The organism is Castellaniella denitrificans (assembly GCF_042653765.1).
GTDB lineage: Bacteria > Pseudomonadota > Gammaproteobacteria > Burkholderiales > Burkholderiaceae_B > Castellaniella > Castellaniella denitrificans.
The window spans coordinates 231,289-254,212 of record NZ_JBHSEZ010000028.1; the positions used below are offsets into that span (position 1 = coordinate 231,289).

Below are 22,924 nucleotides of genomic sequence, written 5' to 3' on the forward strand. Positions count from 1 at the left end.
AATGTGGCATCCCTCCACCTCGCGGCCTGCATGCCGCTCGGATTCGTCTGGCACAGGACAGTCCGCAGGGGACTGTCCTGAGTCCCGCCTCATCCCGGGAACAGCGCGTACTTGATGATGAACAGCACGGCGACCAGCAGGGTGGCCGGGTGGATGTCGCGGAAGCGGCCGGACAGCGCCTTGATCGCCACGTAGCTGATGAAGCCGAAGGCCAGGCCGTTGGCGATGGAGTAGGTGAGCGGCATCGCCAGGGCGGCGATGGCGGCGGGCACGGATTCCGAGATGTCGTCCCATTTCACGTCGACCAGTTCGCGCAGCATCAGGCAGGCCACGTACAGCAGGGCCGGGGCCGTGGCGTAGGGCGGGACGATGGCGGCCAGCGGCGACAGGAACAGCGCCAGCAGGAACAGCACGGCGATGGTCAGGGCCGTCAGGCCGGTGCGCCCACCCGCCTGCACGCCCGCGGCGCTTTCGACGTAGGCGGTGGTGCTGCTGGTGCCCAGCATGGAGCCGGCCACGATGGCGCAGCTGTCGGACAGCAGGGCGCGGCCCAGGCGGCCGGGGTTGCCCGGGCGGATCAGGCCGGCGCGGGTGGCCACGCCGATCATGGTGCCGGTGGCGTCGAAGACTTCGACCAGCACGAACACCAGGATCACGTGGAAGAAGCCGGTGTTCAGCGCCCCCAGGATGTCCAGCTTGAAGAAGGTCGGGTCCAGGCTGGGCGGGGCCGAGAAGATGCCCTGGAACTGGGTGTAGCCGGTCACGATCGACAGGACGGTGATGGCCAGGATGCCGATCAGGATGGCGCCGCGGATCCTCATGGCGCCCAGGGCGGCGATGATGAAGAAGCCCAGGACCGCGAACAGGGTGGTGGCGTGGGTCAGGTCGCCCAGGCCGACCTTGGTGGCCGGGTTGGCGACCACGATGCCCGCGGAGCCCAGGGCGATGATGCCCAGGAACAGCCCGATGCCCGCCGCGATGGCCGATCGCAGCGAGGCTGGAATGCCGGCCACCAGCCATTCCCGGATGCCCGTCACCGTGAGGATCACGAACACCACGCCGGAAATGAAGACCGCGCCCAGCGCCTGCTGCCAGGTGTAGCCCATCTGCGCCACCACCGTGAAGGCGAAGAAGGCGTTCAGGCCCATGCCCGGGGCCATGCCGATGGGCCAGTTGGCCAGGAAGGCCATGATGAGCGAGCCCAGGGCGGCGGCCACGCAGGTGGCGACGAAGACGGAGCCCTTGTCCATGCCGGTGCCGGACAGGATGTCCGGGTTGACGAAGACGATGTAGGACATCGTCAGGAAGGTGGTCAGGCCCGCCAATAATTCCGTGCGAACCGAGGTGTCGTGTTCCTTGAGCCTGAAGAACTGTTCCAGCATGATGTCTCCTCTCGGGTGGACGTCTGTTTTTATGGCTTCGCCATTCTAAATCCCTTTCGGGAACAGTTGTAAACTGCGGTCCTATGCTGATCATCGGATTCGAGAGCTCCTGCGACGAAACCGGCGTGGCCGTGGCGTGTACCGAGCGCGGCCTGCTCGCGCACGCCCTGCACAGCCAGGTCGCCATGCACCGGGACTACGGCGGCGTGGTGCCGGAACTGGCTTCGCGCGACCATATCCGCCGCATCGTGCCGCTCACGCGCCAGGTGCTGGACAAGGCCGGCGTGCGGCCGGACGACCTCGACGCGGTGGCCTACACGGCCGGCCCCGGCCTGGCCGGCGCCCTGCTGGTGGGGGCGGGCTTCGCCCGGGCCTTCGCCTGGGCGCGGGACCTGCCCGCCATTCCGATCCATCACCTGGAAGGCCATCTGCTGTCGCCCCTGCTGGCCGAAGAGACGCCCGGCTTCCCGTTCGTGGCGCTGCTGGTATCGGGCGGTCATACGCAGCTGATGCGGGTCGACGGCGTGGGCCGCTACGAGCTGCTGGGCGAGACCCTGGACGACGCGGCGGGCGAGGCCTTCGACAAGAGCGCCAAGCTGCTGGGCCTGGGCTATCCGGGCGGGCCGGAACTGTCGCGCTTGGCCGAGGAAGGCGATCCGCGCGCGCACGCGTTGCCGCGTCCCATGCTGCACAGCGGCGACCTGGATTTCAGCTTCAGTGGCCTGAAGACGGCCGTGCTCACCCGCATGCGGGCCCTGCAGGACGAGGGCCGCGCCGCCGACCGCGCGGCGCGCGCCGACCTGGCGGCTTCGACCGAGGCCGCCATCGTCGACGTGCTGGCGGCCAAATCCCTGCAGGCGCTGCGCCGCACGGGGCTGAAGACCCTGGTGGTGGCGGGCGGCGTGGGCGCCAACCGGCACCTGCGCGCGCGCCTGAAGGATGCGCTCGCCGCCCTGGGCGGGCAGGTGTTTTTCCCGCCGCTGCATCTGTGCACCGACAATGGCGCGATGATCGCCTGGGCGGCCGCGCTGCGGGTGCGCGCCGGCCTGGTCGACCTGTCCTCCCTGCGCGGCGACGCGGCCTTCGCCGTGAAGCCCCGCTGGGACCTGCGGGACGTCTGCGCCGCCTGAGCGCCCGGTGGGGGGGGGGCGGCCGTGCGGCCCGGCCCGGGGCGTTCCCGCCCGTTCCTACTTCTTCTTCGAGCCGATGCGGCTTTCCTTGCCCGCCAGCAGGCGGGCGATGTTTTCCCGGTGGCGTGCCAGCAGCAGGACGCTGATGAACACGATCACGGAGATCGTGAGCGCGTCCGCGCGCCAGGCCACCTTGTCCCCCAGGATGTAGTAGAACGGCGCGAAGATGGCCGCCAGGATCGCCGCCAGGGACGAATAGCGCGTCACCAGCGCCACGATCAGCCAGGTGGCCGCGGTCGCCAGGGCCAGCCAGGGCTGCAGCGCCAGCAGTACGCCCAGGGCCGTGGCGACGCCCTTGCCGCCGCGGAAGCCCAGGAACAGCGGATACAGGTGGCCCAGGAAGGCCGCCAGGCCGGCCAGGGGGATCGCGGCCCCTGGCAGCAGGCCGCGCTGCGCGGCCCAGGCGGCCAGCGTCACGGCCAGCCAGCCCTTGGCGGCGTCGCCGAGCAGGGTCAGGATGGCCGCCAGCTTGTTGCCGCCGCGCAGCACGTTGGTCGCGCCGGGATTGCCCGAGCCGAAGCTGCGCGGGTCCTTCAGGCCCATGGCGCGGCTGACCACGACGGCGAAGGGGACGGATCCCATCAGGTAGCCGATGAGCAGGGCGGCGGCCGCGCCGAGGACGGAAGCGAAAGGAGTCATGGCAGGAGGTCGGCGTGGCGGCCGGCGGGGGGGTGGATGATGGGCGCATTTTAAAGGAACCTCCGGACAAGTCCCCGCGTCGCGCGCATCCGCGGATTCGGGCGGTCCGCGGCGTCGCAGCCCGCCGCGCGCCCGCAAGCGGTCCGGATGCGCCGGGCACGGAGCAGTCCGCGGGGACGGTTCCGTGTCCGGACTCTTCCCCGCGGGGCGCGGGTACAATTCGCACCATCCGGTTTCAGGCGGGAATCAAGAAAATGCGCATCCTGGTGTCCAACGACGATGGCTACAACGCAGCGGGAATCGAGGCCCTGGTCGCGGCGCTCAGGCCCCTGGGCGACGTCACGGTGGTGGCGCCCGAAACCAATTGCAGCGGCGCGTCCAATTCGCTGACGCTGCGCCGTCCCCTGACGGTGCGCCAGGCGGCCAACGGCTTTCATTTCATCAACGGCACGCCCTCGGACTGCGTCCACGTGGCCCTGACCGGCCTGCTGGGCTTCCGGCCCGATCTGCTGGTCTCGGGCATCAACAACGGCGCCAACATGGGCGACGACACCCTGTATTCGGGCACGGTGGCGGCCGCGATGGAAGGCTACCTGTTCGGCGTGCCGTCCATGGCCTTTTCGCTGCTGGACCGCGAATGGCGCCACTTGGATTGCGCCGCCCAGGTGGCGCACGACCTGGTGGCGCGGTTCCGCGACCGGCCCTGGGGCGAGCCGCTGCTGCTCAACGTCAACATTCCGGCGGTGCCCCACCGCGACCTGGCGGGGTTCCGCACCACGCGGCTGGGCCGCCGCCATCCGGCCGAGCCCGTCATCCGCAGCACCACGCCCTACGGCGATACCGTGTACTGGATCGGCCCGGTGGGGCGGGCGCTGGACGGCGGCGCCGAGACGGATTTCGGCGCCGTCGAGGCGCATGCCGTGTCGATGACCCCCTTGCGCGTCGATCTGACGGACCATGCCCGGACCGACGCGGTCGCGCGCTGGATGGAAGATCGATGAGCCTCCCGGAGATCCGATGAACAAGCCGCGTCATCCGCTGGACAAGCCCTTGCGCGCCGCGCGAAGCGCCGCGACGGGCTCCGCGCTGGGCCCGGGCTATTCGGCCGCCAACAGCAACACGCGCATCCACGGGCCGCGCCCGTTCACCCTGCCGCAATCCCCGGCGCAGGCGCCGGCCGCGCCCGCCGCCAACCTGGGGTTGAATTCGGACCGGCTGCGCCTGCAGATGGTGCATCGCCTGCGCGAGCAGGGCATCGTCGACGAGCGGGTGCTGTCGGCCATGCAGGCGGTGCCGCGCCACCTGTTCGTGGACCAGGGCCTAGCCAGCCGAGCCTACGAGGACGCCGCCCTGCCGATCGGCTACGGCCAGACGATTTCCCAGCCCTGGGTGGTGGCGCACATGCTGTCGGTCATGTGCGACGGCCGTTCCCCGGTCCGGGTCCTGGAGATCGGTGCGGGCTGCGGCTATCAGGCCGCCGTGCTGGCCCAGTTCGTGCCCGAGGTCCATGCCATCGAGCGGGTACGCGGCCTGTACGAACAGGCGCGCCTGAACCTGGCCCAGGGCCGCGCCCGGGGGCGGGTGCGCCTGACCTTCGGCGACGGCATGCAGGGCCTGGAACACCGCGCGCCCTTCGACGGCATTGTGGTCGCCGCCGCGGGGGTTAAAATCCCAGAAGCCTTGCTGCACCAGCTGGCCGTGGGGGCGCGTCTGATCGCCCCGGAAGGCACTGCGCACCAGAGGCTGATCCTGATCGAGCGGACCGGGCCGTCCTCATGGCACCGGCTCGAACTCGAAGATGTCCGATTCGTACCGCTGCGTCCCGGCACGCAGACTTAAGTAAGTAGGAGAACCACATGCTCGATGGGACGCTGGTGACAGATGCTCCGTTCACCCAATCGCCGCACACCGGGCGCTTTTCGTCGCAGGGCCGTCCCAAGGCAAAAACGGCCTTGCTTCTGACCATCCTGCTGTCGGCCGCCGTCCTGTCGGGCTGCGCCTCGCGCTCCGCGCGCGCGCCCGTCACCGATCATTCCAATGGCGCCGCCGCCTCCTCGTCGGGCGCCCAGGCTAAGGGCACCTACGTGGTGCGGGCGGGCGACACGCTCTACAAGATCGCCCAGGATCACGGCATGGAAGTCTCCCGCCTGGCGCAGCTGAACAACATCAGCAATCCGACCCAGCTGGCCATCGGCCAGGTCCTGCGCCTGGACGGCGGCACCCCGATGCCCTCGGGCGGTTCGACGGCCACGACGTCGCCGGTCAAGACCGCGCCCTCGGCCGGGGGCGAAGGCTCCGGGCCGGCCGCCTCGAGCGCGCCCGCCCCGGTCGAGACCTCGGCGGCCCGCGCCAGCGACGCGAGCCTGATTTCCTGGGGATGGCCCAGCGGCGGCAAGATCATCCAGGGCTTCAACGCCACCACCAAGGGCATCGACATCGAAGGCGCGGTGGGCACGCCCGTGACGGCCGCCGCCGAAGGCAAGGTCATGTACGCCGGCAACGGCGTGCGCGGCCTGGGCAACCTGATCCTGCTGGGCCACAGCAACGGCTTCATCACGGCCTATGCCCACAACCAGTCCCTGCTGGTCAAGACCGGCGAATCCGTGAAGAAGGGCGCGAAGATCGCCACCCTGGGCCAGAGCGACACCAGCTCGCCGCGCCTGCACTTCGAGATCCGCCGCCGCGGCACGCCCGTGAACCCCTTGTCGTATCTGCCGGCGCGATGATCCCGACGCTGGTCTTCGACCTGGAAACGATCCCGGACGCCGACGGCCTGCGGCGCTTGAATCCCGAATGGGCGGACCTGGACGACGCCGCCCTCATCGAGGCCGCCCTGGCCCGGCGCCGCGAGACTCACGGCAACGATTTCCTGCCCCTGCACCTGCAGAAGATCGCCGTCATCGGCTGCGTGTTCCGCGACGACCAGGGCTTTCGCGTGCGCACCCTGGGGCAGGCCGACGATCCCGAGGAAACCTTGATCTCCGGGTTCTTCAAGACCATCGGCCATTACACGCCCACCCTGGTCAGCTGGAACGGCTCGGGCTTCGACCTGCCGGTGCTGCACTACCGCAGCCTGATCCACGGCGTGGCCGCGCCGCGCTACTGGGACACCGGGGAAGACGACCGCGACTTCCGCTTCAACAACTACCTGAACCGCTACCACACCCGCCACGTCGACCTGATGGACGTGCTGGCGAAGTTCAACGGCCGTGCCAACGCGCCGCTGGACCAGCTCGCCAAGCTGTGCGGCTTTCCCGGCAAGCTCGACATGGACGGCGGCCAGGTCTGGCAGGCCTGGCATGCCGGGGACCGGGACCATGTGCGCAACTACTGCGAGACCGACGTGGTCAACACCTGGCTGGTGTATTGCCGCTATCGCCTGATCAAGGGCGAACTGGACGCCGCCGCCTACGCGGCCGAACTCGCGCTGGTGCGCGACACCCTGGCGGCGATCGATGCGCCGCACTGGAAAGAATTCCTCTCCGCCTGGCATCATGGTTGAACCCATCCTGTTGTCCCTGGACGTCGAGTCGCTGGATCTCGAAGGCCAGGGCATCGCCCACCACGAGGGCAAGGTCGTCTTCATCGAGGGCGCGCTGCCCGGCGAGCGGGTCCTGGCCCGCGTGACGCGGCGCAAGCCGTCCTTCGACAAGGCCAAGGTCGAACGCGTCCTGCGGCCTTCCTCGCAGCGCACCCGGCCGCCGTGCCCGCATTTCGGTGTCTGCGGAGGCTGCGCCATGCAGCACCTGGAGCCGGCCGCGCAGATGGCCGTCAAGCAGCGCGCCCTGGAGGACGCCTTGGCGCACATCGGCAAGGTCCGGCCGGGGCAGATCCTGCCGGCGCTGCAGGGGCCCACCTTCGGCTACCGCCATCGCGCCCGCCTGTCCGTGCGGCTGGTGCCGAAGAAAGGCGGCATGCTGGTGGGATTCCGCGAGCGCGCCAGCAGCTACGTGGCCGACATGCAGTCCTGCCTGGTGCTGCCGCCGCACGTGTCGGCCCTGCTGATGCCGCTGCGCGAACTGGTCGGCGGCCTGTCGCGGCCCGACCGCGTGCCGCAGATCGAGGTGGCCGTGGGCGACGAATCCACGGTCTTCTGCCTGCGGCATCTGGAACCCCTGACGCCGGCCGACCTGGACCGCCTGCGCGATTTCGGCGCCCGGCACCGCATCGACTGGTGGCTGCAACCCAAGGGGCCGGAGACGGCCCATCCCCTGGATCCGGCCCGCGCCGACACGCTCGCCTACGCGCTGCCGGCCTACGGCCTGCGCATGCACTACCGGCCGACCGATTTCACCCAGGTCAACCCGCACATCAACCAGGCCCTGGTGGCCCGCGCGCTGAACCTGCTGGACGTCCAGCAGGGCGACCGCGTGGCCGACCTGTTCTGCGGCCTGGGCAATTTCAGCCTGCCGCTGGCCACCCAGGGCCGCGCGGTCGTCGGCATCGAGGGCAGCGCCGCGCTGGTGGCCCGCGCCCGCGAGGACGCCGCCCGCCAGGGCCTGGCGGACAAGGCCGAATTCGCCGAACTCAATCTGTTCGAAGTGGACGCCGGCTGGCTGCGCGGCCTGGGCCGTTTCGACCGCATGCTGATCGACCCCCCGCGCGAAGGCGCCCTGGCCGTGGCGCAGGCCCTGGCCGCCCTGGCGCCGGCCGAACGTCCGCGCCGCGTCGTGTACGTGTCCTGTAATCCCGCCACCCTGGCGCGCGATGCCGGGGTGCTGTGCCATGTGGGCGGATGGACGCTGCGGGCAGCGGGCGCGGTCAACATGTTTCCTCATACGGCGCACGTGGAGTCGATCGCGGTCTTTGAACCCTGAGGGGAAATCGTATGGGCCATGGGAATTCCGTTGCGCGTGCGAACGGAAAGCGCGCCATTCCGCGCACGGTCTGGATGCTGGGCCTGGTCAGCCTGTTCATGGACCTGTCGTCGGAGCTCATCCACAGCCTGCTGCCGATCTTCCTGGTGTCGGGCCTGGGCGCCAGCGTGCTGGCCGTGGGCGTCATCGAGGGCGTGGCCGAGGCCACCGCCCTGATCGTCAAGGTTTTCTCCGGCGCGATCAGCGATTTCCTGGGCCGGCGCAAGGGCCTGCTGCTGGCGGGCTACGGCCTGGCGGCGCTCAGCAAGCCCCTGTTCCCCCTGGCGCATTCGGTGGGCACTGTGTTCGCCGCGCGCTTCATCGACCGCATCGGCAAGGGCATCCGGGGCGCGCCGCGCGACGCCCTGGTGGCCGACGTCACGCCACCGGAAATCCGCGGCGCGGCCTTCGGGCTGCGCCAATCCATGGACACCGTGGGCGCGGTCCTGGGGCCGGCGCTGGCGGTCGTGCTGATGCTGGCCTTCACGGACATCCGCCACGTCCTGTGGTTCGCCGTCGTGCCCGGCGTCGTCGCCATGGCCCTGCTGTTCTGGGGCGTGCGCGAGGCGCGTCCCGGCCCGGGCGAGGCGCGGCCGTTCCGCTCGCCCATCCGCTGGAGCGCGGCGCGCGATTTCGGCGCCGCCTACTGGCGCGTGGTGGCGATCGGCGCGGTGTTCACGCTGGCCCGCTTCAGCGAGGCCTTCCTGATCCTGCGCGGCCAGGACATGGGCCTGAGCGCTGCCTGGGCGCCCGCCGTGCTGATCGTCATGTCGCTGTTCTTCACGCTGTCGGCCTATCCGGCCGGCTGGCTGTCGGACCGCGTGCCGCGCACCGCCATCCTGGCGGCCGGCCTGGTCCTGCTGGTGTTCGCCGACCTGGCCCTGGCGGCCACGAGCGGCGGCGCCTGGCTGCTGCTGGCGGGCGCGGCGCTGTGGGGGCTGCACATGGGCTTCAGCCAGGGGATCCTGGCCGCGATGGTGGCGGACACGACGCCGGCGGGCCTGAAAGGCACAGCCTTCGGGATCTTCAACCTGGCGAGCGGCGTGTGCATGCTGCTGGCCAGCGTCCTGGCCGGCTGGCTGTGGCAATCCTGGGGGCCGTCCGCGACTTTCTTGGCGGGCGCGGGCTTCGCCGTCATGGCGCTGCTGGGGGTGGCGGTGCCGGCGGGGCGTGGAAGGGCGGCGTAAGGCGGCGGACGCGGCGCGGGGCCGGGCCTGATCGGATACAGTAACGTCTCCCGTTTCTGCCTATCCGGATCGAGCACGCCATGCCGCCCACGCTGAACACCGCAAGGACTCCATTGGAAATCTGGCTGGATGCCTGGATCCTGCCCTGGGTGCCCCAGGATGCCTGGGCCCAGGCCCTGGTGGGCGTGCTGGCGCTGGCGGGCGTGGTGTGGCTGGCGGGCCTGCTGGCTTCACGCGGACTGGCGCTGGCCCTGGGGCGCGCCTTGCGGGCCTTGGGACGGGACGACTGGAGCCAGGCGGTGGCGCGCCGCGGCGTCTATCGCCACCTGGGCCACGCCGTGTCCCTGCTGCTGATCGCCGCCAACATCCGGCTGCTTTCCATCGGCAGCACGATCGAATCCTCCCTGGAGCGGCTGATCCAGGCGGTCGCCCTGATCTATGTGTTCCTGGCCTTGACCCGGCTGCTGCGCGCCTGGCAGGACGTCAACATGCTGCGGGTGCAGCAGGGCCGGGGACGCCCCATCAAGGGGTATCTTGAAATCGCGCAACTGGCCGTCTGGGCGCTGTGCCTGGTGCTGGTGGTGTCCGTCCTGCTGAATCAGTCGCCCCTGCTGATGATCTCCGGCCTGGGCGCCTTGTCCGCCGTGCTGCTGCTGGTGTTCAAGGATACGCTGCTCTCGCTGGTGGCCAGCACGCAGATGAACACCAACGACATGCTGCGCATCGGCGACTGGATCGAGATGCCCCAGGCGGGCGCCGATGGTTTTGTGATCGACATGGCCCTGCACACCGTGAAGGTGCAGAACTGGGACAAGACCGTCACCACGATCCCCACCTACAAGCTCTTTTCCGAAAGCTACCGCAACTGGCGCCAGATGTTTGAATCGGGCGGGCGGCGCATCAAGCGCACCTTGCGCATCGATGCGGAATCGGTCCGGTTCCTGGACGATGCCGAAATCCTGGCGCTGCGCCGCTACCGCTTGCTGGGCGACTATCTGGCGGCCAAGCAGTCGGCCCTGGAGGATACCAATCAGGCTCTTCAGGAGGAGGCAGCCGGGATTCCGGCCAACCGGCGCCGCCTGACCAACCTGGGCACTTTCCGGGCCTATGCGCTGGCCTGTCTGCAGCGGAATCCGGACATCCGCCAGGACATGACCATGATCGTGCGCATGCTCGAACCCGACAGTCAGGGAATCCCCGTGGAGGTCTATTGCTTTTCGCGCCTGACGGCCTGGGTCGATTATGAACGGGTCCAGGGCGACCTGTTCGACCATTTGCTGGCCATCCTGCCGGAGCTGTCACTGCGGGTGTACCAGGCGCCTTCGGGGCATGTGTTCGCACGCCTGGCCGGCGCTGCGGGCGCGCCGGACGGTCCGCCCGAGGCGCCGCCGGAAAACGGCGCCGCAGGCATGCCGGGGGGCTAGGCCCGCCCGGTCTCCATCCACCTCGCCGCTTGCGGGCGGCCCGGATTCGCCAGGGACGGATCAGTCCGCAGGGACTGGCCTGTGTCCCGACACATCCAGGATCCGCTGCGCCTCGATGCGCACGCGCTCGGGCGCGGTGCCGCCGATGTGTTTGCGCGCGGCGACCGAGCCTTCCAGGGTCAGCACCTGGAAGACGTCGTCCTGGATGTCGGCGTGGAAGCCGCGCAGTTCGTCCAGGGACAGGTCGGCCAGGTCGCAGCCGCGCTCCTCGCAGGAGCGCACCGCCAGCGCCACGGTCTCGTGGGCGTCGCGGAAAGGCACGCCGCGCTTGACCAGGTAGTCGGCCAGGTCGGTGGCGGTGGCGTAGCCCTGCAGGGCGGCGGCGCGCATGGCGTCGGCCTTGACGCGCACCCCGCCGATCATGTCGGCGAAGATCGTCAGCGTGTCGCGGATCGTGTCGGCGGTGTCGAACAGGCCTTCCTTGTCTTCCTGGTTGTCCTTGTTGTAGGCCAGGGGCTGGCCCTTCATCAGGGTCAGCAGCGCGACCAGGTGGCCGTGCACGCGGCCGGTCTTGCCGCGCGCCAGTTCGGGCACGTCGGGGTTCTTCTTCTGCGGCATGATCGAGCTGCCGGTGCAGAAGCGGTCGGCCAGGTCGATGAAGCCCACGCGCGGGCTCATCCACAGGACGAGTTCTTCCGACAGGCGCGAAATGTGCGTCATGATGAGCGAGGCGGCCGCGCAGAACTCGATGGCGAAGTCGCGGTCGGAGACGGCGTCCAGGGAATTGCGGCAGACCTCGTCGAAGCCCAGGGTGCGGGCGACGCGCTCGCGGTCGATGGGGTAGGACGTGCCCGCCAGCGCGGCGGCGCCCAGCGGCAGGCGGTTGGTGCGGCGGCGGCAGTCGGCCAGGCGCTCGGCGTCGCGGCCGAACATTTCCGCATAGGCCAGCAGGTGGTGGCCGAAGGTGACCGGCTGGGCGACCTGCAGGTGGGTGAAGCCCGGCAGGATGGTGTCCGCGTGCTCCAGGGCCAGGGCGGCCAGCCGGTGGCGCAGTTGCCCCAGCAGCCCGATCGCCAGGTCGATCTCGTGGCGCAGCCACAGGCGGATGTCGGTGGCCACCTGGTCGTTGCGCGAACGGCCCGTGTGCAGGCGCTTGCCCGCGTCGCCGATCAGCTCGACCAGGCGCTTTTCGATGTTGAGGTGGACGTCTTCCAGGTCCAGCGACCAGGTGAAGTCCCCGGCGCGGATCTCTTCCAGGATCCGCGCCATGCCGCGCTGGATGTCGGCCAGGTCGGCGGCGCTGATCACGCCCACGGCGGCCAGCATGTCGGCGTGGGCCAGCGAGCCCTTGATGTCGAAGGCCGCCATGCGCTGGTCGAAATTGACCGAGGCGGTGTAGCGCTTGACCAGGTCGGAAACGGGTTCGGAGAAACGGGCCGACCAGGCCTGCGACTTGTTGTCGAACTGATTGTGTGCGGACGGGGTATTGGACATAGTGGGCGCATTATAAAGGAGGGGACGCCGGACTCCCGGCCGCGGACCGCCGGACCGGGCGGGCGGCGTCTGCGCTATATTAAAAGCTTTTCAGCGGAACCCCGATACCATGGCGCAGCCCGACATGAAGCAGATCACAGCGATCGTCAAGCCCTTCAAGCTCGACGAAGTGCGCGAAGCCCTGTCCGAGCTGGGCGTCAACGGCCTGACCGTCACCGAGGTCAAGGGCTTCGGCCGCCAGAAGGGCCACACCGAGCTGTATCGCGGCGCGGAGTACGTGGTGGATTTCCTGCCCAAGATCCGCATCGACGTGGTGGTGGCGGCCGACCAGGCCGAAGGCGTGATCGAGGCCGTCATCCGCGCCGCGCGCACCGGCAAGATCGGCGACGGCAAGATCTTTGTCACCCCGGTCGAGCAGGCCGTGCGCATCCGTACCGGCGAAAGCGGCATCGAGGCGCTGTAGCCGGCCGGATCGCCGCGCGCCCCGATCGCGGGGCCGCTTCCCGTTTCCCTGTTTTCCGCCGTCCGGCCTCAGGGCCGGCGCCGCGCCGCGACCGCCCAGAAGGACGGCAGGAAGTATTCCGCCACCAGCAGCGGCTGCCCCAGGCGCACGAACACCGAATGCCGGGCCAGGATCATCGCGCCCGCGGCGGCGCCTTCCCAGGTCCCGTCGGCGCGGCGCGCCCGCAGCCGGCCGAAACGGAAGCCGCTGCGCGCGATGCGCGGATCCCGGTACAGGATGTCGGCCAGCGGGCGCTGGCCCAGGCCGCGCATGGCCTTCCAGACGCCCAGGCTGGCGCGCAGGGGGGTGAAGCTGCAGGCCTGCACGGCGGGGACGCCGTCGATCGTCATCAGGATCTCGCGCCACCAGACCGGGGCGCCGGCCGCCATTCCGGCCTCGGCCGCCCAGCCGGACGTCAGGGCCTCGACGGCCTCGCGGCGCACCGTCAGCCGCACTTCGCCCAGGCCGCGTAACCCGGCGGTCAGGGCGCCGGGCCGCCGCAGCCAGGCCTGCCGCGTCCGGTCCAGTCCGGGTGCGGGTACGCTGCGCCAGGGGCGGGGAAGGGCGGTGTCCGGGGTCATGGAAGGCATGTCTTCGAGGGGCATCACGATAGCATGACCGATGGCCCCCGGCCCGGCCGGGCGGCGCGATACAATGCGCAGCATCATGGAACCGGTCCGAATCTCAAAACTCATGGCCCAGCGCGGCCTGTGCTCGCGGCGCGAAGCCGACGCCTACATCGAACGCGGCTGGGTGCGCGTGGATGGCAGGATCGTCAGCGAACTGGGCACCAAGGCGCTGCCCAGCGCCCGCATCACGCTCGAACGCCAGGCGGCCCGCCGCCAGACCGACAAGGTCACCATCATCCTGAACAAGCCGGTCGGCTACGTGTCGCATCAGTCCGACAAGGGCTATCGCCTGGCCGTGTCGCTGATCCAGGCGCGGACCCAGCACCGGACGGGCCATGGCGGTCCGGCCTTCGATCCCGCGCATCTGCGCGGACTGGCGCCCGCCGGGCGCCTGGACATCGATTCCCAGGGGCTGCTGGTGCTGACCCAGGACGGGCGCATCGCCCGCCAGCTCATCGGCGACGATTCCTCGATCGAGAAGGAATACCTGGTGCGCGTCGAGGGCCGCCTGTCGGCCGGCGGCCTGGCCCTGCTGAACCACGGTCTGTCGCTGGACGGCCAGGCCCTGCGGCCGGCCAAGGTGCAGTGGCAGAACGAGGACCAGTTGCATTTCATCCTGCGCGAAGGCCGCAAGCGCCAGATCCGCCGCATGTGCGAGCAGGTCGGGCTGAAGGTCGTGGGCCTGAAGCGCGTGCGCATGGGGCACGTCGTCCTGGGCGACCTGCCCGTGGGCCAGTGGCGCTACTTGCGGGACGGCGAACGCTTCTGAGCCGTCGCGGGCCGGGCGGCGGCGCGCGGCCCGCGGGCCGGTGTCCTCGCCGCGGGCGCCGCGCCGGCCGGGGAACCCGCGGCGGACCGGCCGCCGGTTTCCAGCGTATGCCGGGCGTGCTCGTCCTGGGCCAGGATCTTTTCCAGCCAGGGCAGGGCGGCGCGCAGTTCCTCGTGCAGCGTCCAGGGCGGGTTGACGACGAACATGCCGCTGCCGTGCAGGCCCAGGCCGTCGGCCGACGGCTTGCGCACCGTCAGGGTGGCGTGCAGCCATTCCACCGGCAGCCGCTCCAGCGCGCGGGCCATGTCGTGCGCCTGGGCGCGCTGCACCAGGGGATACCAGACCGCGAAGCAGCCGGACGCGAAGCGTTCCAGGCCGTCGCGCACCGCCTGGAGGGTGTGGCGGTAGTCGTGCTTGTCCTCGTAGGACGGATCGATCAGGACGATGCCGCGCCGGGTCGGCGGCGGCAGCAGCCGCTTCAGCCCGTCGAAGCCGTCCTCGCGGGCGATGGCCACCTGGCGGCGCGGGGCGCCCAATTGTCGGAGCGTGTCCTGCAGCACTTCGATTTCGGTGGGATGCAGCTCGAACAGCCGCAGCTTGTCGTGCGCGCGCAGGGCGCGCAGGGCCAGGGCGGGCGATCCCGGGTAGCGGTTGGCGACGCCGTCGGGGTTGAACTCCTGGATCGCGCGCAGGTAGCGCGTGACCAGCTCGGGCGGCCGGGGCGCGCCCAGCAGCCGGTCCAGTCCGTCGACGACCTCGCCGCTCTGGCCGGCCCATTCGCCGTCCAGGGCGTACAGGCCCGCGCCGGCATGGGTGTCGATCACCCAGTAGGGCGCGTCCTTGCGGTTGAAGTAGTCCAGGATCTGGACCAGGATGGCGTGCTTCAGGACGTCGGCGTGGTTGCCGGCGTGGAAAGCGTGGCGGTAGCTGAACATGGCGGCCTGCGGGCTATCGGGCCAGGCCGGGCGCGTCGGCCCGGACGTGGTCCAGTTCGTCGGTGAAGACCGCGTGGCAGCCCCAGCCGAACAGCGTGCGGGCGCGGGCGGGGTCGTTGACCGTCCAGACGGCCAGGGTGGCGCCCTGGTCCAGGATGTCGCGCACCGCGGCTTCGTCGGCGTGCCGGGTGTCGATGTTCAGGCCGATGCAGCCCAGGCCCCGCTGGCGCGCGCGCCAGTCGGCCGGGACCGGACCTTCGATGAGCAGGGCGCGGGGCAGTCCGGGGGCGGCCGCGCGGGCGGCTTCCAGGGCGGCCTCGGAGAACGACGACAGCAGCGGCGGCAGGGCGGCGCCCGCCCACAGGCGGGCGGCTTCGCGGGCCACGGCCGTGCCGGTCTCGGCGTCGTGGCCCGTGGCCGGCTTGATCTCGATGTTGCTGTGGATGCCGTGCGCGCGGGTGCAGCGGGCCACGGCGTACAGGGACGGCGCCGGTTCCCCGGCGAAATCCGGGCCGCGCCAGCCGCCGAAATCCATGCCGCCCAGCGCGCGCCAGTCCAGCTCGCTGGCCAGGCCGTGGCCGTCCGAGGTCCGGTCCACGGTGTCGTCGTGCAGCAGGAAGGGCATGCCGTCGCCGCTCAGCTTGACGTCGAATTCCACCATGCCGAATCCGGCGGCGGCGCCCGCGCGCATCGCCGCCAGGGTGTTTTCGGGGGCCAGGCGGCCACCGCCGCGGTGGGCGATGAAGGCCGGCCAGGGCCAGGCGGGATGGGATGGGGACATGGGAGCCGGGACGCGGGAAGGAGTACAGCCCGCATTTTAGCGAGCCGGGGCGTCCTTCACCAGGCGCGGCCCCGGGCCGGGGATTCTTGGAGGCGGGCCGCGGTGGTAAACTGCGGAACATTTCGTTCGCGCGGCCCTGGGGCCGTCAGTCTCCAGCAGGTGAGCCGTTCATGTTCGATTTCATTCGTACGCATCAGCGCCTGATGCAGTTGATCCTCCTGATCCTCGTGGTGCCGTCCTTCGTGTTCCTCGGGATCAGCGGCTATTCCTTCGTCACGGCCGATCCGGCCCTGGTCGAGATCGGCCGGGCCTCGGTCACCCGCGACGAGTTCGTCCAGGCCCAGCGCAACCAGCTGCAGCAGATGCAGGAAAGCAGCCAGGGCCGCTTCGACCCCGCCCTGCTGGACAATCCCCAGGCGCGCCAGGCCCTGCTGGACCAGCTCGTCGACCGCAAGCTGCAGATCGCCGTGGCGACGCGGGATCATTTCAGCGTGTCCGACGGCGCCCTGCGCCGCGCCATCGCCGCCATGCCGCAGCTGCAGGTCGATGGCCAGTTCTCCCCCGATCGCTACCACGAGGTCCTGACGTCCTACGGCCTGACGCCGCACGACTTCGAGGCCGGGCAGCGCTCCGAACTGGCGCTGGACCGCGTGCTCGGCCCGGTGCGCGACACGGCGGGCCTGCCGGCCCCGGTGCTCGACGGCCTCAAGCGCGCCCTGACCGAGGAGCGCACCATCCGCCTGCGGGTCTTCAAGGCCGAGGACCACGTCAAGGGCGTCCAGGTGTCCGACCAGGACATCCAGGCCTGGTATGACGCTCACCAGGACGCGCTGCGCCTGCCCGAACAGGTGTCCGCCGACTATCTGGTGCTGGACGAGGCCGCCGCCCTGGCCAGCGTGCCGGCCATCGAGGAAGCCCAGCTGAAGGACTACTACGAGCAGAACAAGGCGCGCTATGTGGTGCCGGCGCGCGTCAGCGTCAGCCACATCCTGGTCAAGCTGCCGGCCGGCGCCTCGGACGACGTCGCCAAGACCGCGCTGGCCAAGGCCGAAGGCATCGTCACCCGCGCCCGCGCGGAACCGTCCGGGTTCGCCGATCTGGCCCGCAAGGAATCCCAGGACGCCGGCACGGCGCGCGACGGCGGCCGCCTGGGCTGGATCCAGCGTGGCACGCTGCCGCTGGCCATGGAGCAGGCCGTGTTCGCGCTCAAGCAGGGGGAAGTCTCCGATCCCGTGAAGGGGCCGGACGGCTATCACGTCTTCATGGCCGACCAGGTCCAGCCCGAGCAGGGCGAGTCCTTCGAGCAGGCCCGCGCCAAGGTCGAGGACGAGGTGCGCCGCCAGCTGGCCGCCGACCGGTTCGCCGACATGGCCACCAAGCTCACCGGCCTAGTCTACGACAATCCGTCCAGCCTGGACCCGGCCGCCAAGGATCTCGGCCTGCAGGTCCGCCAGGCCGGCGGAATCGCGCGCGACCGCCTGCTGAGCGCCGACGAGGCCGGCCCGGGCGCGGCCTCCGCCTCGGGCGATTCCGCCATCCTGGGCGATGTGCGCGTGCGCCAGGCCCTGTTCAGTTCCCAGGTCCTGACCGACAAGCAGAATTCCGGCGTGATCGAGATCTCGCCCGACACCATGGTGGTGGTGCGCGCGCGCGACGTGACGCCGGCGCACGTGCCGCCGCTGGAGCAGGTCCGCGACCATATCCGCGCGCAACTGACCGACGAGCGCGCTCTCGCCGCCGCCGTGGCCGAAGGCGAGAAGACGCTGGCCGGGCTGAAGGCCCAGCCCTCGTCCGAGGGCTTCGGCGAGCCGGCAACGGTCAGCCGCCTGGATCCCGCGGGCCTGTCCAAGAGCGTGCTGGACGCCGCGTTCGCCGTCGAGGCGGACAAGACCCTGCCGGCCTTCGGCGGCGTGGCGCTGCCGCGCGCCTACGCGATCGTCCAGGTCGACAAGGTCCAGCCCGGCACGACGGACGCGCCCGCGCTCGACGGCCTGGGCCAGCAGATGGCCCGGGTCTGGGGCGGCGTGGAGCAGCAGGCCGTGCTGGCCGAACTGCGCCAGCAGCTCGGCGTCAAGATCACGGACGAGGGGCGCAAGCTGGTCCAGCAGGGGGACGGCGGGTCGAATTGACCGGTTTTCAGCCCGGCACGATGACGAAGGCCTCGGAATTCCGAGGCCTTTGTGTTCGGGCGTCTTGGATTGCGGCGGTACTTCCCACGTCGCGGCTTGCAAGCCGCTCCGATTCGGTAGGCTGACAATGGTCCGCAGGGGACCATTGTCAGTCCGGCCTCATCCTTTCGCGCGCACGATTTTTTGGACTTGGGGGACGTGCCGGATGGCGCGGATGACCTGGGCCAGGTGGTTGCGGCTGTCGACCTGGACCATGATGTTCAGCAGGGCCGTGGAGGCGGCCTCGTCGGGCATGGTGAGCTGGATGATGTTGGAGTCGGCTTCGGTGATCTCCGCCGCCAGGCGGCCCAGCACGCCGCGTTCGTTCAGGACGGTCAGTTCCAGGCGCGTGGTCAGGTGCCGGGCCGTGGTGGTGTCCCAGATCACCGGGATCCAGCGTTCCGGCTCGCGCGCCTGCTGGCGTTTGGCCACGGGACAGTCGGTCATGTGCACCACCAGCCCGTGGCCTAGGCGGATGCCGCCGATGATCGCGTCGCCCGGCAGCGGGCCGCAGCAGGGGGCCAGCTGGACCGCCTGGCCCTCGTTGCCGTGGATCACGATGGGCGCGCTGGTGACGGACGTGAATTCGTCCACCGCCATCGCGGTGGTTTCCAGCATGGCGTTTTCCGGGGCGAAGCGGCGCGCCACCACGGCGGCCAGGCGCTTGCCCAGGCCGATGTCGGCCAGGATCTCCGTGCGCGAGGCCCCGCCAGAGCCCTTGGCCAGCCGTTCCCACTGCGGATCGTCGTCCTTGGGGTAGGGGATGGACAACTGGTCGAAGGCCTGGTTCAGCAGCCGGCGGCCGAAGGCCACGGATTCCTCGTAGCGCTCGTTGCGCAGGTAATGGCGGATCTCCGAGCGCGCGCGGCCCGTGCGCACGTAGTTCAGCCACTGGGCGCTGGGGCGCGAGGCGGCCGAAGTGACGATTTCCACCGCGTCACCGCTGTGCAGTTCCGTGCGCAGCGGCGAGAACTCGCCGTTGATCTTGCAGGCCACGGCATGGTTGCCGACGTCCGTGTGGATCGCATAGGCGAAGTCCACCGGCGTGGCGCCGCGCGGCAGCGACAGGATCTTTCCCTGGGGGGTGAACACGTAGACCGCGTCGGGGAACAGGTCGACCTTGACGTGTTCCAGGAATTCGCCCGAATCCCCGGTCTGGCTCTGGATGTCCAGCAGGGACTGCAGCCATTGGTGGGTGCGCTTCTGCAGGTCGTTGAGCGAGGTGCCCTGTTCCTTGTAGAGCCAGTGGGACGCCACGCCTTCCTCGGCCACGTGGTCCATGTCCCGGGTGCGGAACTGGAATTCCACCGGCGTGCCGTAGGGGCCGATCAGCGTCGTGTGCAGGGACTGGTAGCCGTTGATCTTCGGGATGGCGATGTAGTCCTTGAACTTGCCGGGCACCGGGCGGTAGAGCTGGTGCAGCGTGCCCATGGCCAGGTAGCATTCCGGCAGGGTGTGGACGATGATGCGAAAGCCGTAGATGTCGAGCACGTCGGAGAACGACTTCTTCTGCTCGACCATTTTCTTGTAGATGCCGTAGAGCGACTTTTCCCGGCCGCTGACTTCCGCGTCCAGGCCGGCGGCGGGCAGCGCGGCGCGCACGGCCTCGGCGATCTTCGAGACGACCTCGCGGCGGTTGCCGCGCGCCGCCATCATGGCCTTGTGCAGGACCGCATAGCGGTTCGGGTGGATGGCCTTGAAGCAGCGGTCCTGCAGCTCGCGGAACAGCGCGTTCAACCCCAGCCGGTGCGCGATCGGCGTGTAGATGTCCAGGGTCTCGCGCGCCACGCGGCGGCGCTTTTCGGGGTTGACCGCGTCCAGCGTGCGCATGTTGTGCAGCCGGTCGGCGAGCTTGATCAGGATCACGCGCACGTCGCGCGCCATGGCCAGCAGCATCTTGCGGAAGGACTCCGCCTGCTGCTCGGCCTTGGTGGCGTATTCCAGGCGTTCGAGCTTGGTCAGGCCGTCGACGATCTCGGCGACCTCGACGCCGAATTTCTCGGCCAGTTCCTGCTTGCTGACGTTCTGATCCTCGATCACGTCGTGCAGCAGGGCGGCCATCAGGGAATCGGCGTCGAGCTTCCAGCCGGCGCAGATTTCAGTGACGGCGATGGGGTGGGAGATGTATGGCTCGCCGCTGGCGCGGAACTGCCCCAGGTGGGCGTTGTCGGCGAAGCGGTAGGCTTCCCGGATCCGCTCGATGTCGCGCGGGCCGAGATAGCCGGAGACGATCTGGTTGAGCCCGGCCAGCGAGGCGATCGGGCTGGGCGCGGGTTCGGACTGCGGGGCAGGGGCGGTGTGCGGCTTGCGCCGCCGCAGGCGGGGGCCTTTGCGCAGGACGGCGAGCAGTCCGGAGGACGCGCCGCGCAAACCTGAGAACGCCATGGCCCGCCCCCCGGAATCAGGTGGGGACTTTGCGCAGCATCTCGGTGCCGACCAGGCCCTGGGCGATTTCACGCAGCGCGGTGACCGTGGGCTTGTTGTGGCTCTGGATGCGGGGCTCGTGACCCTGGGCCAGTTCGCGGGCGCGATAGGTCGCGACCAGGGTCAGGTCGAAGCGGTTGGGCACTTGCTCGAGGCAGTCTTCTACGGTGATGCGGGCCATATGTATCCTGGTTCAGGGTGCGGTTGACAGCGGTTTGCGGATGCCCAGCTGGGTGAACAGTTCGGCGTGCCGGACGGATTGCGCCGTGTAGCGCAGCCGCGCCGCGCAGATCACGTGCCGGAGCTGTTCCAATGCAAGGCTAAATTCTTGATTAATAATAACATATTCGCAATCAGAGGCATGCGCCATTTCGCCGCCCGCGGCGAGCAGCCGCCGGGCGATGACCTGGGGCGCGTCCTGGCCGCGCTTTTTCAGGCGGGCTTCGAGGGCCTCGATCGAGGGCGGCAGGATGAAGATGCCGATCGCCTGGGGGTAGTGGCGGCGCACCTGGAGTGCGCCCTGCCAGTCGATTTCCAGGATGATGTCGGTGCCTTCGGCCAGGGCCTGCTCGACCCGGTCGCGGGGCGTGCCATAGAAATTGCCGTGGACCTCCGCCCATTCGAGCATGTCGCCCCGGTCGCGCAGGGCCTGGAAGGTTTCCACGGAGACGAAGCGGTAGTGTTTTTTGTCTTCTTCGCCGGGCCGAGGCGTACGGGTGGTGCAGGAAATGGACAGCGCCAGGCTGGCGTCCTTTTCCAGCAGGGCATTGACCAGGCTGGACTTGCCCGCCCCGCTGGGGGCGACCACCATGAAGATATTGCCGGAAGACTGCGTCATGTCGGATTCGTGTCAGCGTGAGGCGGATGCCGGGTCGGGCTGGCCGAACTCGGCCAGCGCATCGGCGTAGGCCTGAGGGCCGGTGCACAGGAAGACGATGGCGTCGCCCGGGTTCAGGTTGAAGAGCACGTCCTGGATCTGTTCCGAGGCGTCGTCGCCGTCGTGGATCGCGGCGACGTGGACATCGCCGTCCCCCTGGAACTGCTCGGCCGGGACCAGTTCCGCCACCTGCTCGACGTCGGCTTCGCGCTGGGCCACGTAGACCCGGAAGGACAGGTCTTCCAGGGTGATGTCCAGGACCAGCCCCCGGTCCAGATGAGAGATCAGTCGGCTGTCGAGCGGCATGGGCATTGGGGAAGTGGGACGAGTTCCCCGATTATAGACGCTTTGCCGGGATGGCCCGGGTGCGGGCCGGGGCTTGCGGATCGGCGAGCCGGCTCCGTGCAGTCCGCTCAGGGCCGGACGGCGCCGAACGTCGCCACTACCGGCGCGTGGTCCGAGGGCTTGTCCCAGCCGCGCGGCGTCTTGTCCACCGCGCATTCCCGGCAGCGCGCCGCCAGGTCCGGCGTCGCCAGGATGTGGTCGATGCGCAGGCCGGCGTTGCGCCGGAAGCCCATCTGGCGGTAGTCCCACCAGCTGAAGGTGCGCGGCGGCTGGTCGAACAGGCGGAAGGTGTCCTTCAGGCCCAGGCCCAGCAGGTCGCGGAAGGCCTGGCGCTCGGGGTCGGAAACCAGGATTCCGCCTGCCCAGGCGGCGGGGTCGTGCACGTCCTCGTCGGCCGGAGCGACGTTGTAGTCGCCCAGGATCGCCAGGTCCGGGTGGCGGCCGATCTCCGCGTCCAGCCAGCCGCGCAGCGCCTGGAACCAGTCCAGCTTGTAGGCGTACTTGTCGCTGCCCACCGCCTGGCCGTTGGGGCAGTAGGCGCTGACGACGCGCACGGGCCGCCCGTCCGGGCCGGGCAGGGTGGCGGCGATGATGCGCTGCTGCGGATCGTCGTAGCCGGGGATGTTGCGCTGCACGTCCAGCAGGGGTGTCCTGCTCAGGATCGCCACGCCGTTGTAGGTTTTCTGTCCCGCCCAGCAGGCGTGGTAGCCGGCGGCTTGCAGGGCCTCGTGCGGGAATTTTTCATCCGGCAGCTTCAATTCCTGCAGGCATAGCGCGTCGACCGGATTGGCCCGCAGCCAGTCCAGGACGTGGCCCAGGCGGACGTTCAGGGAATTGACGTTCCAGGTGGCGAGTTTCATAGGGGGCGATGCTTCGTGCAAAGGCCACTATGGTATCAGCCTGGCATCGGCCGCATGCCTTGGGGCCGTCCCCTCAGCGCCTCCCATGCCCCAGCCTGGGCGCCGCCGGTCCCGGCAGCGCGGCGGCACGCTGTCCGCCGGCTGCCTGGACGCCCTGATCCCTCAGCCGGAAGGTGGCGACCAGTTGCGCCAGGGTGTCGGCCTGCTCCTGCAGGCTGGATGCGGCGGCGGCCGACTCTTCCACCAGGCTGGCGTTCTGCCGGGTGACGTCGTCCATCTGCGTGACCGCCGAGTTGATCTCCTCGATGCCGGTGGTCTGCTCGCGGCTGGCCGCGCTGATCTCGCCCATGATGTCGGTGACACGGTTGATGCTGTCGACGATGTCCTGCATCGTGGCGCCGGCGCGCGAGGCCTGCTCGTTGCCCTTGGCGGCGGATTCGACCGAGGTGTCGATCAGGCCCT

The 22,924-nt window shown here is 69.9% G+C and carries 23 protein-coding genes; 11 read left to right on the plus strand and 12 right to left on the minus strand.

The annotated features are described in order from the left end of the window. Positions 1-89: 89 nt before the first annotated feature. Complete coding sequence (locus ACFO27_RS13150; RefSeq protein ID WP_376817728.1) at positions 90-1,382, minus strand: NCS2 family permease; 1,293 nt, start codon at positions 1,380-1,382, stop codon at positions 90-92. Between the two features lie 83 nt (positions 1,383-1,465). Between ACFO27_RS13150 and tsaD the strand changes: the two genes are divergently transcribed. Continuing rightward, positions 1,466-2,512, plus strand: coding sequence for a tRNA (adenosine(37)-N6)-threonylcarbamoyltransferase complex transferase subunit TsaD (gene tsaD / locus ACFO27_RS13155; protein ID WP_376817729.1), 1,047 nt, complete (start codon positions 1,466-1,468; stop codon positions 2,510-2,512). A 57-nt stretch (positions 2,513-2,569) separates the two neighbouring features. On the opposite strand, the gene plsY is transcribed toward tsaD, so the two are convergent. Further along, entirely contained in the window at positions 2,570-3,211 is a 642-nt protein-coding gene (plsY, locus tag ACFO27_RS13160) for a glycerol-3-phosphate 1-O-acyltransferase PlsY (RefSeq protein WP_376817730.1), read from the minus strand. Positions 3,212-3,465: 254 nt separating this feature from the next. On the opposite strand from plsY, the gene surE reads away from it, so the two are divergent. The 7 genes from surE (at position 3,466) to ACFO27_RS13195 (ending at position 10,678) form a co-directional block, all read left to right on the plus strand. Further along, positions 3,466-4,212: a 5'/3'-nucleotidase SurE gene (gene surE / locus ACFO27_RS13165; protein WP_376817731.1), complete on the plus strand. Its 747-nt coding sequence runs from the start codon at positions 3,466-3,468 to the stop codon at positions 4,210-4,212. A 16-nt stretch (positions 4,213-4,228) separates the two neighbouring features. Beyond that, positions 4,229-5,050, plus strand: coding sequence for a protein-L-isoaspartate(D-aspartate) O-methyltransferase (locus ACFO27_RS13170; protein WP_376817732.1), 822 nt, complete (start codon positions 4,229-4,231; stop codon positions 5,048-5,050). A gap of 17 nt (positions 5,051-5,067) precedes the next feature. Then, positions 5,068-5,937, plus strand: coding sequence for a peptidoglycan DD-metalloendopeptidase family protein (locus ACFO27_RS13175; RefSeq protein ID WP_376817733.1), 870 nt, complete (start codon positions 5,068-5,070; stop codon positions 5,935-5,937). Further along, entirely contained in the window at positions 5,934-6,713 is a 780-nt protein-coding gene (locus ACFO27_RS13180; protein WP_376817734.1) for a 3'-5' exonuclease, read from the plus strand. Before ACFO27_RS13175 ends, ACFO27_RS13180 begins: the two co-directional genes overlap by 4 nt. Continuing rightward, positions 6,706-8,028 carry a 23S rRNA (uracil(1939)-C(5))-methyltransferase RlmD gene (gene rlmD, locus ACFO27_RS13185; protein WP_376817735.1) on the plus strand — a complete coding sequence of 441 codons (1,323 nt, stop codon included), beginning with the start codon at positions 6,706-6,708 and terminating at the stop codon, positions 8,026-8,028. Before ACFO27_RS13180 ends, rlmD begins: the two co-directional genes overlap by 8 nt. A gap of 11 nt (positions 8,029-8,039) precedes the next feature. Further along, positions 8,040-9,254 carry an MFS transporter gene (locus ACFO27_RS13190; RefSeq protein WP_376817736.1) on the plus strand — a complete coding sequence of 405 codons (1,215 nt, stop codon included), beginning with the start codon at positions 8,040-8,042 and terminating at the stop codon, positions 9,252-9,254. A gap of 80 nt (positions 9,255-9,334) precedes the next feature. Next, entirely contained in the window at positions 9,335-10,678 is a 1,344-nt protein-coding gene (locus tag ACFO27_RS13195) for a mechanosensitive ion channel family protein (protein WP_376817737.1), read from the plus strand. A 60-nt stretch (positions 10,679-10,738) separates the two neighbouring features. Here ACFO27_RS13195 and argH read toward each other — a convergent pair whose 3' ends face one another. Then, positions 10,739-12,172: an argininosuccinate lyase gene (argH, locus tag ACFO27_RS13200; RefSeq protein WP_376817738.1), complete on the minus strand. Its 1,434-nt coding sequence runs from the start codon at positions 12,170-12,172 to the stop codon at positions 10,739-10,741. 124 nt (positions 12,173-12,296) lie between these two features. Between argH and ACFO27_RS13205 the strand changes: the two genes are divergently transcribed. Continuing rightward, the gene (locus ACFO27_RS13205; RefSeq protein WP_323023635.1) at positions 12,297-12,635 is read left to right on the plus strand and encodes a P-II family nitrogen regulator; all 339 of its coding nucleotides are present in this window, start codon (positions 12,297-12,299) and stop codon (positions 12,633-12,635) included. A 68-nt stretch (positions 12,636-12,703) separates the two neighbouring features. Here the strand turns inward: ACFO27_RS13205 and ACFO27_RS13210 are convergent, their stop codons facing one another. Then, positions 12,704-13,255 (minus strand): chorismate--pyruvate lyase family protein, encoded by a 552-nt coding sequence (locus ACFO27_RS13210; RefSeq protein ID WP_376817739.1) that lies wholly within the window; start codon positions 13,253-13,255, stop codon positions 12,704-12,706. 85 nt (positions 13,256-13,340) lie between these two features. Here ACFO27_RS13210 and ACFO27_RS13215 point away from each other — a divergent pair, with 85 nt between their 5' ends. After that, positions 13,341-14,072: a pseudouridine synthase gene (locus ACFO27_RS13215; protein ID WP_323023797.1), complete on the plus strand. Its 732-nt coding sequence runs from the start codon at positions 13,341-13,343 to the stop codon at positions 14,070-14,072. Here the strand turns inward: ACFO27_RS13215 and ACFO27_RS13220 are convergent. Together ACFO27_RS13220 and ugpQ are read right to left on the minus strand one after the other, a co-directional pair. Continuing rightward, positions 14,045-15,007 carry a 23S rRNA (adenine(2030)-N(6))-methyltransferase RlmJ gene (locus tag ACFO27_RS13220; RefSeq protein WP_376817740.1) on the minus strand — a complete coding sequence of 321 codons (963 nt, stop codon included), beginning with the start codon at positions 15,005-15,007 and terminating at the stop codon, positions 14,045-14,047. The genes ACFO27_RS13215 and ACFO27_RS13220 overlap by 28 nt on opposite strands. Before the next feature lie 13 nt (positions 15,008-15,020). Continuing rightward, positions 15,021-15,788, minus strand: coding sequence for a glycerophosphodiester phosphodiesterase (gene ugpQ / locus ACFO27_RS13225; protein WP_376817741.1), 768 nt, complete (start codon positions 15,786-15,788; stop codon positions 15,021-15,023). Between the two features lie 170 nt (positions 15,789-15,958). Between ugpQ and ACFO27_RS13230 the strand changes: the two genes are divergently transcribed. Continuing rightward, positions 15,959-17,917 carry a SurA N-terminal domain-containing protein gene (locus ACFO27_RS13230; protein WP_376817742.1) on the plus strand — a complete coding sequence of 653 codons (1,959 nt, stop codon included), beginning with the start codon at positions 15,959-15,961 and terminating at the stop codon, positions 17,915-17,917. A gap of 159 nt (positions 17,918-18,076) precedes the next feature. Here the strand turns inward: ACFO27_RS13230 and ACFO27_RS13235 are convergent, their stop codons facing one another. The 6 genes from ACFO27_RS13235 to ACFO27_RS13260 form a co-directional block, all read right to left on the minus strand. Then, a complete protein-coding gene (locus ACFO27_RS13235; RefSeq protein WP_376817743.1) occupies positions 18,077-20,341 on the minus strand; it encodes a RelA/SpoT family protein in 2,265 nt (754 codons plus the stop codon). 16 nt (positions 20,342-20,357) lie between these two features. After that, positions 20,358-20,561: a DNA-directed RNA polymerase subunit omega gene (gene rpoZ, locus ACFO27_RS13240; RefSeq protein WP_376817744.1), complete on the minus strand. Its 204-nt coding sequence runs from the start codon at positions 20,559-20,561 to the stop codon at positions 20,358-20,360. A 12-nt stretch (positions 20,562-20,573) separates the two neighbouring features. After that, positions 20,574-21,218 carry a guanylate kinase gene (gene gmk, locus ACFO27_RS13245; RefSeq protein WP_376817745.1) on the minus strand — a complete coding sequence of 215 codons (645 nt, stop codon included), beginning with the start codon at positions 21,216-21,218 and terminating at the stop codon, positions 20,574-20,576. A gap of 12 nt (positions 21,219-21,230) precedes the next feature. After that, positions 21,231-21,563 carry a hypothetical protein gene (locus ACFO27_RS13250; RefSeq protein ID WP_323023628.1) on the minus strand — a complete coding sequence of 111 codons (333 nt, stop codon included), beginning with the start codon at positions 21,561-21,563 and terminating at the stop codon, positions 21,231-21,233. A 107-nt stretch (positions 21,564-21,670) separates the two neighbouring features. Further along, positions 21,671-22,462 (minus strand): exodeoxyribonuclease III, encoded by a 792-nt coding sequence (gene xth / locus ACFO27_RS13255; protein ID WP_376817746.1) that lies wholly within the window; start codon positions 22,460-22,462, stop codon positions 21,671-21,673. A gap of 73 nt (positions 22,463-22,535) precedes the next feature. Next, positions 22,536-22,924: methyl-accepting chemotaxis protein (locus tag ACFO27_RS13260; protein WP_376817747.1), on the minus strand; the 389-nt coding region annotated here is incomplete at its 5' end.

What these genes read in the sequence shown, in the direction of transcription:
- ACFO27_RS13150 (WP_376817728.1), bottom strand. Translation starts at nt 1,382, where the DNA reads ATGCTGGAACAGTTCTTCAGGCTCAAGGAACACGACACCTCGGTTCGC.
- tsaD (WP_376817729.1), top strand. Translation starts at nt 1,466, where the DNA reads ATGCTGATCATCGGATTCGAGAGCTCCTGCGACGAAACCGGCGTGGCC.
- plsY (WP_376817730.1), bottom strand. Translation starts at nt 3,211, where the DNA reads ATGACTCCTTTCGCTTCCGTCCTCGGCGCGGCCGCCGCCCTGCTCATC.
- surE (WP_376817731.1), top strand. Translation starts at nt 3,466, where the DNA reads ATGCGCATCCTGGTGTCCAACGACGATGGCTACAACGCAGCGGGAATC.
- ACFO27_RS13170 (WP_376817732.1), top strand. Translation starts at nt 4,229, where the DNA reads ATGAACAAGCCGCGTCATCCGCTGGACAAGCCCTTGCGCGCCGCGCGA.
- ACFO27_RS13175 (WP_376817733.1), top strand. Translation starts at nt 5,068, where the DNA reads ATGCTCGATGGGACGCTGGTGACAGATGCTCCGTTCACCCAATCGCCG.
- ACFO27_RS13180 (WP_376817734.1), top strand. Translation starts at nt 5,934, where the DNA reads ATGATCCCGACGCTGGTCTTCGACCTGGAAACGATCCCGGACGCCGAC.
- rlmD (WP_376817735.1), top strand. Translation starts at nt 6,706, where the DNA reads ATGGTTGAACCCATCCTGTTGTCCCTGGACGTCGAGTCGCTGGATCTC.
- ACFO27_RS13190 (WP_376817736.1), top strand. Translation starts at nt 8,040, where the DNA reads ATGGGCCATGGGAATTCCGTTGCGCGTGCGAACGGAAAGCGCGCCATT.
- ACFO27_RS13195 (WP_376817737.1), top strand. Translation starts at nt 9,335, where the DNA reads ATGCCGCCCACGCTGAACACCGCAAGGACTCCATTGGAAATCTGGCTG.
- argH (WP_376817738.1), bottom strand. Translation starts at nt 12,172, where the DNA reads ATGTCCAATACCCCGTCCGCACACAATCAGTTCGACAACAAGTCGCAG.
- ACFO27_RS13205 (WP_323023635.1), top strand. Translation starts at nt 12,297, where the DNA reads ATGAAGCAGATCACAGCGATCGTCAAGCCCTTCAAGCTCGACGAAGTG.
- ACFO27_RS13210 (WP_376817739.1), bottom strand. Translation starts at nt 13,255, where the DNA reads ATGACCCCGGACACCGCCCTTCCCCGCCCCTGGCGCAGCGTACCCGCA.
- ACFO27_RS13215 (WP_323023797.1), top strand. Translation starts at nt 13,341, where the DNA reads ATGGAACCGGTCCGAATCTCAAAACTCATGGCCCAGCGCGGCCTGTGC.
- ACFO27_RS13220 (WP_376817740.1), bottom strand. Translation starts at nt 15,007, where the DNA reads ATGTTCAGCTACCGCCACGCTTTCCACGCCGGCAACCACGCCGACGTC.
- ugpQ (WP_376817741.1), bottom strand. Translation starts at nt 15,788, where the DNA reads ATGTCCCCATCCCATCCCGCCTGGCCCTGGCCGGCCTTCATCGCCCAC.
- ACFO27_RS13230 (WP_376817742.1), top strand. Translation starts at nt 15,959, where the DNA reads ATGTTCGATTTCATTCGTACGCATCAGCGCCTGATGCAGTTGATCCTC.
- ACFO27_RS13235 (WP_376817743.1), bottom strand. Translation starts at nt 20,341, where the DNA reads ATGGCGTTCTCAGGTTTGCGCGGCGCGTCCTCCGGACTGCTCGCCGTC.
- rpoZ (WP_376817744.1), bottom strand. Translation starts at nt 20,561, where the DNA reads ATGGCCCGCATCACCGTAGAAGACTGCCTCGAGCAAGTGCCCAACCGC.
- gmk (WP_376817745.1), bottom strand. Translation starts at nt 21,218, where the DNA reads ATGACGCAGTCTTCCGGCAATATCTTCATGGTGGTCGCCCCCAGCGGG.
- ACFO27_RS13250 (WP_323023628.1), bottom strand. Translation starts at nt 21,563, where the DNA reads ATGCCGCTCGACAGCCGACTGATCTCTCATCTGGACCGGGGGCTGGTC.
- xth (WP_376817746.1), bottom strand. Translation starts at nt 22,462, where the DNA reads ATGAAACTCGCCACCTGGAACGTCAATTCCCTGAACGTCCGCCTGGGC.